The sequence below is a fragment of the Microcoleus sp. Pol11C3 genome, from assembly GCF_036701485.1.
In the GTDB taxonomy this organism is placed as follows: domain Bacteria; phylum Cyanobacteriota; class Cyanobacteriia; order Cyanobacteriales; family Microcoleaceae; genus Microcoleus.
The window spans coordinates 1-10,470 of the sequence record NZ_JAUBQW010000179.1 but is presented as its reverse complement, the minus strand read 5'-3'; the positions used below and the strand labels follow the sequence as shown (position 1 = coordinate 10,470).

At 45.4% G+C, this 10,470-nt stretch carries 10 protein-coding genes; 4 read left to right on the top strand and 6 right to left on the bottom strand.

The annotated features are described in order from the left end of the window. Positions 1 to 195: 195 nt before the first annotated feature. Positions 196 to 1,812, top strand: a complete 1,617-nt coding sequence (locus QUA40_RS25765) for a sodium:proton antiporter (protein WP_333131141.1) — start codon at positions 196 to 198, stop codon at positions 1,810 to 1,812. Here QUA40_RS25765 and QUA40_RS25760 read toward each other — a convergent pair. From QUA40_RS25760 to QUA40_RS25745, 4 genes are all read right to left on the bottom strand, one after another. Continuing rightward, on the bottom strand, positions 1,769 to 2,485 hold the full coding sequence (locus QUA40_RS25760) for a TrkA family potassium uptake protein (protein WP_333131139.1): 717 nt from the start codon (positions 2,483 to 2,485) through the stop codon (positions 1,769 to 1,771). The genes QUA40_RS25765 and QUA40_RS25760 overlap by 44 nt on opposite strands. A gap of 206 nt (positions 2,486 to 2,691) precedes the next feature. Next, the gene (gatC, locus tag QUA40_RS25755; RefSeq protein WP_190739596.1) at positions 2,692 to 2,973 is read right to left on the bottom strand and encodes an Asp-tRNA(Asn)/Glu-tRNA(Gln) amidotransferase subunit GatC; all 282 of its coding nucleotides are present in this window, start codon (positions 2,971 to 2,973) and stop codon (positions 2,692 to 2,694) included. 144 nt (positions 2,974 to 3,117) lie between these two features. Continuing rightward, the gene (locus QUA40_RS25750) at positions 3,118 to 3,639 is read right to left on the bottom strand and encodes a photosystem I assembly protein Ycf3 (protein WP_333069564.1); all 522 of its coding nucleotides are present in this window, start codon (positions 3,637 to 3,639) and stop codon (positions 3,118 to 3,120) included. A 249-nt stretch (positions 3,640 to 3,888) separates the two neighbouring features. Further along, entirely contained in the window at positions 3,889 to 4,089 is a 201-nt protein-coding gene (locus QUA40_RS25745; RefSeq protein ID WP_333131137.1) for a hypothetical protein, read from the bottom strand. Positions 4,090 to 4,273: 184 nt separating this feature from the next. Between QUA40_RS25745 and QUA40_RS25740 the strand changes: the two genes are divergently transcribed. Then, positions 4,274 to 5,593, top strand: coding sequence for a hypothetical protein (locus QUA40_RS25740; protein ID WP_333131135.1), 1,320 nt, complete (start codon positions 4,274 to 4,276; stop codon positions 5,591 to 5,593). Between the two features lie 198 nt (positions 5,594 to 5,791). Here QUA40_RS25740 and QUA40_RS25735 read toward each other — a convergent pair whose 3' ends face one another. Next, positions 5,792 to 6,016 (bottom strand): hypothetical protein, encoded by a 225-nt coding sequence (locus QUA40_RS25735; protein WP_015174403.1) that lies wholly within the window; start codon positions 6,014 to 6,016, stop codon positions 5,792 to 5,794. Between the two features lie 311 nt (positions 6,017 to 6,327). Continuing rightward, positions 6,328 to 7,503 (bottom strand): SpoIID/LytB domain-containing protein, encoded by a 1,176-nt coding sequence (locus QUA40_RS25730; RefSeq protein ID WP_333131133.1) that lies wholly within the window; start codon positions 7,501 to 7,503, stop codon positions 6,328 to 6,330. A gap of 264 nt (positions 7,504 to 7,767) precedes the next feature. Here QUA40_RS25730 and QUA40_RS25725 point away from each other — a divergent pair, with 264 nt between their 5' ends. Continuing rightward, positions 7,768 to 8,700, top strand: a complete 933-nt coding sequence (locus QUA40_RS25725) for a ribonuclease Z (RefSeq protein ID WP_333131131.1) — start codon at positions 7,768 to 7,770, stop codon at positions 8,698 to 8,700. Positions 8,701 to 8,857: 157 nt separating this feature from the next. After that, entirely contained in the window at positions 8,858 to 10,399 is a 1,542-nt protein-coding gene (locus QUA40_RS25720; RefSeq protein WP_333131129.1) for an NACHT domain-containing protein, read from the top strand. Positions 10,400 to 10,470 lie beyond the last annotated feature (71 nt).

Sequence of the window (10,470 nt, the reverse complement as noted above, 5' to 3'; positions counted from 1 at the left end):
TCATCTTTATTTGACGATTTTACTAGGTTTTTCATTTTAACTCTTTTGTGACACATTCGCAAAAGTGAGATGCACCCAAATATACCACATAAATTGCAGTTAATTGTACAACAGAGTAAACCGTTTCCTGTAGACTAAAACCGTAGTTGATCTGTCAATTTATTTGAGGAAAACGAGTTTATGAGAGGAGTATCGATGATCGAGTCGATTGTAGCGCAAGCACCTCCCTTGGGCAGCAATCCTGCTACAAATAGCCAAACGGCAGGAGTCATTCCTGAATTGGTCATCATCTTGATTATTCTGCTGCTGATTGCAACTATTGTGGCACTCGTAACCCAACGGTTGCGAATTCCCTATGTGACGGGCTTAGTGTTAGCAGGCTTGCCCATTACGGAGCTCTTGTCGCGTCGAATTGGTTTAGACCCCTCTTTAGTATTAAATCTTTTCCTACCAATTCTGATTTTTGAAGCAGCTATCAATACCGATATCAGCCGTCTCCGCAGCACCTTTAAGCCGATCGCCCTGCTGGCGGGCCCAGGCTCGATCTTTTCCTCAGCAATTATCGCTGTTCTGGTTAAATTTGGGCTGCAGCTAGACTGGATTCCAGCGTTGCTGATCGGAGTCATTCTGGCAAACACTGATACAGTCTCGATGATCGCGGTATTTAAGGAGATCCGTGTACCTTCCAGGCTATCCACCATCGTCGAAGGAGAAACTCTGTTTAACGATGCGGCTGCTCTAATTTCATTTAATTTGGTTTTGGTCATTTACGCGACAGGATCTCTCACCCCTATACAAGGCGTGAAGGAACTGCTCGTGGTTGCCTTAGGTGGGGCACTGGTCGGGGGTATTTTAGGTTATTTGAGCGTGCCGATATTTATTCGCTTGAACGATCGGTTGAGTAGCCTTTTGCTAACCGTCGCTCTCGCATTGGGAACCTTCCAAATCGGACAATTTTTAGGCGTATCGGGCGCGGTGGCGGTGGTCATCGCCGGACTTGTTTTTGGCAACCTTGGGCTGCCTCGCAGTTCGTCTGCCTCGGATCGGATTACCTTGCTGAGTTTCTGGGAATACGCTGGTTTTGGCGTCAATACGTTTATTTTCCTGCTGATTGGGATTGAAATTAACCCGCTGACGCTGTGGAAAATTTTGCCATCCATTTTATTCGTCATTCTAGCCTATCAACTGGGACGGATTCTCTCAGTCTATTTGTTATTAGCGGGGCTGCGCTGGTTCGATCGCCCCATTCCGCTACGCTGGCAGCACGTTTTGGTTTTAGGGAATATTAAAGGGTCTCTATCAATGGCCTTAGCTGTTGCGATTCCCTTGACCCTACCAGGACGGGATAACATCATTGCCCTGGTTTTCGGTGCAGTTTTATTCTCCTTGGTCGGACAGGGATTAAGTTTACCCTGGATGGTAAAACGACTAAAAATTAGCCGTGTTTCTGATGTAATGCAGGAAGCTGGGCAGTTACAGATTCAGTTGATCGCTTCCAAAGCAGCTCAAGATGAGTTAGATAGTTTGCTGAAATCTGGCGTGTTACCGAAGGCAGTTTACGAAGAGTTGTGGGCATCATATCAAGCACGAGTAGCACACTCTGAACGAGTGCTGCGCGATCTCTACAATAAACATCGGGCTGGACAAGTACAGGGCGATCGCAGCGGGCTAGATACGATTCGACGGCGATTGCTCCTAGCAGAAAAAGGAGCAGTTAGCGATGCCCTCCGCAAGCGAATTGTTCCAGAGGATCTGGTTGAGCCTTACATCAAAGATTTGGATGAGAAACTTCTAACGTTGGCAGATGACTAGCGCGAATGCCGAGATAATCAATCATCTGGTGAACTAGCTCTGGACGGGTGACGACCAAGATCGTAGAACCTGCTTCTAGAACAGTATTGCCGTTCGGAATCTCCAGATTGGCGCAGGCATGGCGTTGATAACCAATAATCAGCGAACCTTTTGGAAAACGAGGATCTTGAGCAATTTGAGCAACGCTGCGGCCTGCCACATTGCAATCGCCTGGAACTGGCAGCTTTAGCACCTCAACTTGTCCTTGTTCAAAGTGCATCATCGATTCGATTTGAGGGTATTCAATCGCATTTGCCATTGTTGCGACTGCCAAATCAATCGTGCTTATGATGTGACTGGCTCCGGCAAGTCGATAGGCTTCCATGAATTCGCGATCGCGCATTCGCACCACAATATGGGAAATGCCATAGCTTCTGGATAGGGTGATCAGCGCTAAATTCAGTGCATCGTCCCTGAGTGCTGCAACGACTGCGTTTGCTTGTTTAATTCCTGCTTCTAGAAGAACCGTTGTGCTCACCGCACTGCCTTCAAATGCCATGACTCCGATTTTTTCACGAGCAAAGCGACAAGCAAGTGGGTCGGCATCGATGATTGCAACCGTATGACCGAGTTTTAATAACTGCTGGGCCAAACCCAGCCCCATCATTCCTGCTCCACCAATTAATACGTACATGACTATTTGTCACCCCAAAATGAACTTTACCGATTTATCACTATGAGTGAGATTGTGTTAGGTTTCTATCAGTTTAATCGGCTTGTAGGGTGGCTTCTACCGCGCTTACTTATTACTTGTTCCACAGTTAGTTTAATCTGCTTTTGGGGTGGGTCTAGGAGCCAGACCCTCAAAGGTTTCCCTCAGTTAGCTACGCAGCGGGAATCCTACATAATCTTAGGCACTTTGAAAAACTCCCCATCGCGATCGGGAGCTCCCTCCAAAATACTTTCTCCCTTAGCAAAAGGTTGCAAATCGTCCGATCGCATTACATTGCTAACATCGATCGCCCGCGTTGTCGGCTGTACCTTACTTGTATCCAGTTCGCTCAACTGCTCAAAATAATCCAAAATACCGTTCATTTGACTGGTAAACTGCTCTTCTTCTTCAGGCGTTAATTCCAATCTCGCTAAATTCGCTACTTTCCGAACTTCTTCTCTGTCAATCATAAAAATCTGTAATTGGGAATTGGTGATTAGTGTTTAGTTATGATTTGTGAGTTTTAAGTGCAAGAGTTTTTACTTTACCACTCCACACTTAAAACCACAGCTTTCTCTTTACCCTATCAGGCTTGTTCTACCTAACAACTGAGGTTAAAAATACACATCAATCTGCGATCGGCCTGTCGTCTTCAGCCAATTTTGCACCTCAATGTAATTGTTAGGGGCCAAGCGAATAGCCTCCTTCCAATAATCCGCAGCTTTATCAAACAGCCCTTCCGCCCCTTCAAGATTACCAGCTTCCTTTTCCTTTTCCCCTTGATAATGGTAAATTACAGCAATATTATTCAGCGCTTGCGGCATTCTCGGATTGAGATCCAAAGCCTCGCTGTAATATTCCAAAGCTTTATCGTGTTCGCCGTTGCTAGTATGGATCAGCCCCATATTGTACAAGACATAACTGCGATCGTAAGGATCTTCCTCCAGCTTCAGCGCTTCATGATAATTATCCAGCGCTTCAGCATATTCGCCATCTGCTTGAGCTGACATACCATCCCGGTAATAAGCAAAAGCTTCCTTCGCCTGCTTTTTCGCGGGCATAATCTTCAGGATGATATCAGCCATTACCGTGAAACTTTTGTCAATAAAGTTATCGTTGCGTTGAGTTCTTGGCATATGCGATTCTTTGGTTAGTGGCTAATCAGAAAAATTAGCCTGTAAAGTTTTCCTATTAATAATTGCCCAACTGTTTTAGTTGGCAGTTGTGTTGAGAGCGCTAAAAAGCCTACTCGATCGCAAGTGCGAACCTTAAAACACGCCCTTGGGTTTAACACCCGCGCAAGCTCTATCTATTTTATATAAGTCTTGCAAGACTTGCAAAAAAACTAGATTACTTTAACCTCTCTCTCGCACTCCACACAAAACTTACAAAAACCCGCACCGGTGGAAAAAGTTCTGCTGGAGGGTGCAGCGGCAATCCTCTTGGATGGCTTTCCTTCGCTTCGGATCGCGAAAAGTAATGCCAACAGGCGATCGCGCACCGTACCCTACTAACTGTACCCATAATCCCCGTCGTTGACCCTCAGAGCAAACCAGCAAATAGCCTGGGAGGAGAAATTCAATCACAAAGTTTTATTAAGCTATCCGAGTTCTGCCCATACTTAAAAGTTATTCGGCAAAACACTAGCAATATTTTGCCCCAAAGTCAAGGGCAGCCTCAAAAAAAATCAGAAACGCGATCGCCAAAACCAGCTCGAATTCCCGCAATATATAATAAAAATAACCGGGTAATTTTCACAGAGAGAAACCTATGGCTCCGAATCCCACCATTATGCAAGCCGTCGAACAACTTGGCTACCGCGTTACGGTTGGAGACGTGGCAGCAAAAGCTGGATTAGATGTCAATTTTGCCCAGCGAGAACTGTTAACCCTCGCCTCCGAAGCAGGCGGCAACCTGCAAGTAGCAGAATCCGGCGACATTGCCTACCTATTTCCCAAGAACTTTCGAGATATTTTGCGAAACAAATTCTTGCGCTTGCAGTTGCAGGAATGGTGGCAAAAAATCTGGCGCATTTTATTTTACTTGATTCGGATATCTTTTGGCCTAGTGCTGGTAGCTTCCATCCTCTTAATTTTTGTTGCGATCACGCTTTTACTCTCCAGCATGAGCAACAACGATAGCGGGGGAGGCGGAGGCGGAGGCGGAGGAGAGAGTGGTGGCGGGGGCGGAGGCTTTTTCTATTTTCCCTACTTCTGGAATGACTTAATCTGGATGTTTTACTGGAACCATGACGAACCATACTACCAGCAGCGATCGCGCGTCACCGGCCAAAAACCCCAGATGAGTTTTCTGGAAGCAGTTTTCTCCTTTATATTTGGAGACGGCAATCCCAATAACCATTTAGAAGAGCGTAAGTGGAGCGATATTGCCGCCGCAATCCGCAACAACCGAGGCGCAGTCGCCGCCGAACAAATTGCGCCCTATCTCGACAATCTCGGACAGGGATACGCCCAAGAATACGAAGAATATATGCTACCGGCTCTCGCTCGTTTTGACGGTCGCCCCGAAGTCAGTCCCGAAGGGCAAATAGTCTACCACTTTCCGCAATTGCAAACCACAGCCGCCCAGCAAAATCCTCAACCAGTAGCAGCTTATTTGCGAGAAATGCTGTGGCGTTTCAGCCGCGCCGACTCCGGCCAAATCATGCTCGCAGCAGGTTTAGGAGCCGTCAATCTTGTCGGTGCGTTAGTTTTGGGGAATTTATTAACTAATAATTTGATCGCAGGTGGATTTATCGGTTTCGTCAGCGCTATTTATCCAATGATCCTGATTTACGGCGTCGGATTTCTGGCACTTCCTTTAATTCGCTACTTCTGGATTCAGTGGAAAAATAGCCGGATAGAAGCCCGCAATCAGAAGCGGCAGCAGCGAGCAATGTTATTAAATGAACCAGATACTAACTTGCAGCAAAAATTGGCCTACGCCCGGGAATTTGCAGCAGAGAACGTTCTGACTGGAGAAGACTTAGCTTATACAACAGAAACCGAATTAACCCAACAAGAACTAGAACAGTCAGCCAAAATAGATGCCGAATGGCACCGCAGGATCGATCGCTCGGATAACTTGTAATAATAATGACAAAAAACAGTTGTTTGTTGTTAAGTTACGTTGAACTAAAATCTTGCACCCATTTCAATACCCGGCAAGATGCCTGTTGCACAATAAAATATCTTTGTTGTGTGTGGAACGGGCTTCTAGCCCCTTGCTAAGAATTGTGGAAAATATCAATTTTTATTGATGTCAGATTTTTTTATACTCCGAGTTTTATTAAATAAGCTTAGGGCGTTTAAAAATCAAACAATTTTGGTCATACTTCGAGTCGTGATCCAGAGCCACAAGTTCCCATCCTTCCTCGCCCAAATGATTGACAAATAGATGCAGCGAGCCTTGTTTCCAATCTCGCTGTTCTTCACCATTTACATATAAACTAATCAGCTTGTTTCCAAAAGGATACATATTCGCATCCACAAATAAATACTCCCACTTTTGCATAGCAATCCTTAATGTAGTTAGTCATGTAGTTAGTGATCAGTCATTAGTCATTAGTCATTCCCAATTCCCAATTTCCAATACTTCGGCTACGCGGTTCCTGGCCTGCCACTACGCGGTTCCTGAGCGTAGTCGAAGGGCGGTACAAGTTCCCAATTCCCAATTCGTTGTATTCAAAACACGGAAGTCACGGATACAGAAATAGCTATTTTTCCCTTCTTCCTTCCCCCTTCTTCCTTCCCCCTGACATCCGTTACATCCTCAGAAAGCTAATCCGTTGCCGAACTTGCTTCTTCCTTGCCCATTCCCAGCAGTTACTGGACTGCAATTCTAGCCAAAGTAGTACCCCGGTAATAGTGCAACAAAATTTGCTGGTAGCCGTATCCCTGTCTGGCCAAATTGTAGGCACCCCACTGACTCATTCCTACAGCATGGCCGAAACCTTTGCCAGCAACTTGAAAACCGGTAGGAGCTTGGCCACTGTTCCTTGGGTTCCCACCGCCCCCATACTGAGGAATCACGGTAAACCGCGTACTCCTCAAATTTAAAACCCGGCGTAAATCTGCGCCAGTCATGATCCTAGAACCGCCATCTCCAACTACTTTCATGCTCAAAACGCTGCCGTAAGCCGTAGTGCGTTCTGGCTTCATCGAGATCACATTGCCCACGCCAGAAATCTTACTGCTGATTTGAGCCCGAGAAAAACTTTCTTTCCATTGGTAAACCGGCGCCCCTTGGTCGAAGTCAGGAACAGCACGCAGGTAAGGCAGAGGTTCCGTCCAAACATCCTCGACATTTTCAGTATGTCCCCCAGACGCAGAGTGGAAAACGGCTAAAATAATCTGACCGTTGTAAGCCAGAACTTGACCTGCGGTTGCATCGACTGCGGAATAAGTGCCAGAAGATTCTGTTTGTAGTCCTTTGTAAACCTGCGAAGACTGAGTGTTGTCCACATCGTAAAGCTCGGTTTCGCTTTTCAGGCGCTGGTGGATAGCGTAGGAACGTGCGGCGACTGCTTGCGCTTTTAAAGCCTCTTGAGGCCAATTGCCACTCATTTCGGCGCCGAGAACGCTGTAGAGATACTGTTCGATATCGACGTAGTTGACGGCAGTCAAGGCTCCTTTTTCGGGAACTAGAAGCGTGCGTCCCCGATACCACCGATCGCCAATCCAAACATAACCGTTCCCGGTCGGCTCGATCCAAACTTGGTTGGCGGCCCAGCGACCGATCGCCACTGTTCCCGATCGAAATTGAGCGGACTGAGAACTGTTTGCCGGCAGTTCGCCCAAATTGCGCCCGCTACCGTCGCGGATTGCAGCCTTAGTAGAACTGCCGACTTTTATCTGACTTGCCCCGTCTTCAACCGCCACTCGCAAGATCAGCGCGGCCTGTGCTGGGGCTACCATTACCAGCCAAAACAACAACGAAATCCAAAAGTAGCGTTTTTTTAATGTCGAAAAAACGGAACTAAAAAATACTCCTGACTGCATTTGAAAATTTTCCTCCTATGCTGTATGAGTTTAAGAATTTTTAAGGGAAGGCAAGGGAAAAAGGAAGGGGAACGGAAGAAACAAAACGTTAGAATTGGGTGGATCACTCTGTACGCTTGTCAAAAATGATTTTAGCGAAGAGATGTTCGCAGGAACAGCGATTTATCCCGGTTCCTGCCTGCGACTATTTCCTATATGTCGGATTTGTCGCACTCTGGATATATGTAACATATTTTTTAAGACTTAATTGAGGTGATTTGACTCTTGCAGATTACATTTCTCGGAACTAGCTCCGGCGTACCAACCCGATCGCGCAACGTTTCCAGCATCGCCCTCCGGTTGCCCCAGCGAGCGGAACTCTGGCTGTTTGACTGTGGCGAAGGAACTCAGCACCAGTTTCTCCGCAGTGATCTCAAAGTCAGCCAACTAAGCCGCATTTTCATCACTCACCTGCACGGCGACCATATTTTCGGCTTAATGGGTTTGCTGGCTAGCTGCGGTTTGGCCGGGAATGTCAAGCGCATCGATCTTTACGGGCCTCCGGGACTTGAAGAATATTTGCAAGCTGGTGTTCGCTATTCTCAAACACATTTTTCTTACCCGGTTAAGATACACAAAATTCACGAGGGAGTAATCTATGAAGATGACGAATATATTGTTAGCTGTGGCCCTTTGAAGCACCGAGTTACTGCTTTTGGTTATCGAGTAACTGAGAAAGACCGTCCGGGGCATTTTGATGTTGAAAAAGCAAAGGCTGTGGGTATTCCTTCCGGGCCAATTTACGGTCAATTAAAACAAGGAAAGACGGTAAAGTTAGAGGACGGGCGACAGTTTAAAGGTACTGATTTTTGTGGCCCAGACCAAATCGGGCGCAAGTTTGTTTATTGTACTGACACGGTTTTTTGTGACGGGGCCGTGGAATTAGCGAAGGATGCTGATTTGTTGGTTCATGAAGCTACGTTTGCTCATCAAGATGCTCAAATGGCATTTGATCGCCTGCATTCAACTTCCACAATGGCGGCTCAAGTGGCTTTGATAGCTGGGGCGAAACAGTTAATTATGACGCATTTTAGCCCGCGTTATGCTCCCGGAAATGCGATCGTCCTGGACGATTTGCTCAAGGAAGCCCAGGCAATTTTTCCGAATACAAAAATGGCCTATGACTTTTTGACTTACGAAGTGCCCAGGCCTGTTTAAAACTAGGGTTTATCTGACCTGAGATGTGACTGCATTTTCCATAAGGGCGATCGGGGCGGGCAAGATGCCCACCCCACAAGAAAATTTTAAATATCACTAAAATTGATAATAATACCAGTGTAAACTATATTAATCACAAATATTTATTAAATTTACCATGACATTTGAAATCGGACTATTAGGAAAGCTAGCACCAGCAATGGCTAAACTGGCAGAAATAGGATTCAAAGAAGCTATGAAAAAATTGAATCCTAGCGATTTTGAAAAAGCTTGTATTTGTGCGATCGAAGCTGCCGATAAAAATAAATTATTCTCTGCTTGCGAACAGGGTGTAGTCGAAGATTTCCTTAAAAGTTTCTTGACGGGTGCAGCACTTCCAGAACTCCTGAAACCTTTCAACAACCAAGAAAAGCCTCAAGTTGAGTTTTTAGTTGAAGCATTTAATGCGACAGTGCCAGAACACAAGAAAATTCAAGGCAGATTCGCTCCCAAAAAACTGCATGAGTGGTTGGAGGTTTTTGCTGAAACCTATTTCCATAAAACAAGTAGTTATTTAAGGTTTAAAGTTGCCAAAGCAGACTATTTGAAGCAACTGGCTAACTGGTTTGATGATGTTAAGTTTGCTGGCATTGCAGTCGAAGGTAAGGAAATAGAAAAATCGGAAAAATTGGCTCAGATTTTTGTAATGCCGGATGTCTTGGAAGAGGAAAAGGTAAATATTTATAGTCTCTTCCAAGAATTGGGAGAAGGCAAAAACCTTCAACAGATGCAAAGAGAAAATCGCTCTGTAAGAAAGTTTTTAGCCTCACAATTATTGAATCAAAATCAATCAAATAAATTTGTCTTGCTGGGCGCTCATGGTTCTGGCAAGACAACTTTACTGAGCTTTTTTGCGGTGATGTTGGCTCAGAATGCTCCAGAAAAACTCGGCTGGGATTCTGGGATAGATTGCTTGCCGATTTTGATTAAGATTCGGGATTTTGCTAGGCTTTCAGATATCAATCTCCTCGACTATGCCCGCCAGTTTGCTGAGAAAACTATGTCCGTGAAACGGCTGCCAGAAGGCTTTTTTGAGTATTGGCTGGCCGACGGTAGGGCGATGATTTTGTTGGATGGATTGGATGAGGTTGTGGAAGAATCCAAGCGCTATGCGGTGGTGCAGCAGATTGAGAATTTTTTGGGGCAGTATCATCAAAATCTGGCAATTATTACTTCTCGCCCTGCTGGTTACAAACGCGATTTTTTTAAAACTTCGGAGTTTGAACACTATCATTTACAACTGTTTGATGATGCTAAGGTTGATGAGTTTATTAATCGCTGGTACGACAGCCGCGTTCCAGATGCGGCGAAAGCTCAACGCCGCAAAGATAGCATTAAAAAAGCCCTGGATGAAAATGACCGCATTAAATTGTTGGCAAGAAATCCGCTATTGCTGACAATCATTGCTTTGATTCACCGCTATCAAGCTGTACTGCCGAGGTCACGCCACAAGCTTTATGAAAAAGCTGTGGAAACACTGTTAAAAAATTGGGATGCTAACAAAAACATGACAGAGAAGCCGGGATTCAAATGTTTAGATGCAGATGATTTACGGCGGCTGATGGAAATTCTCGCCTATTGTATACACACTCAGGGTAGTACGGATAATCCTGAAGGCGGGACTCTGATTGCTAAGGATGAATTGTTAGAGCAGTTATAGTCATTTCAAATAAGTATGAGACACTATTCATGCACAATAAGCACGAATAATTTCATCAAGAGATGTGCCAG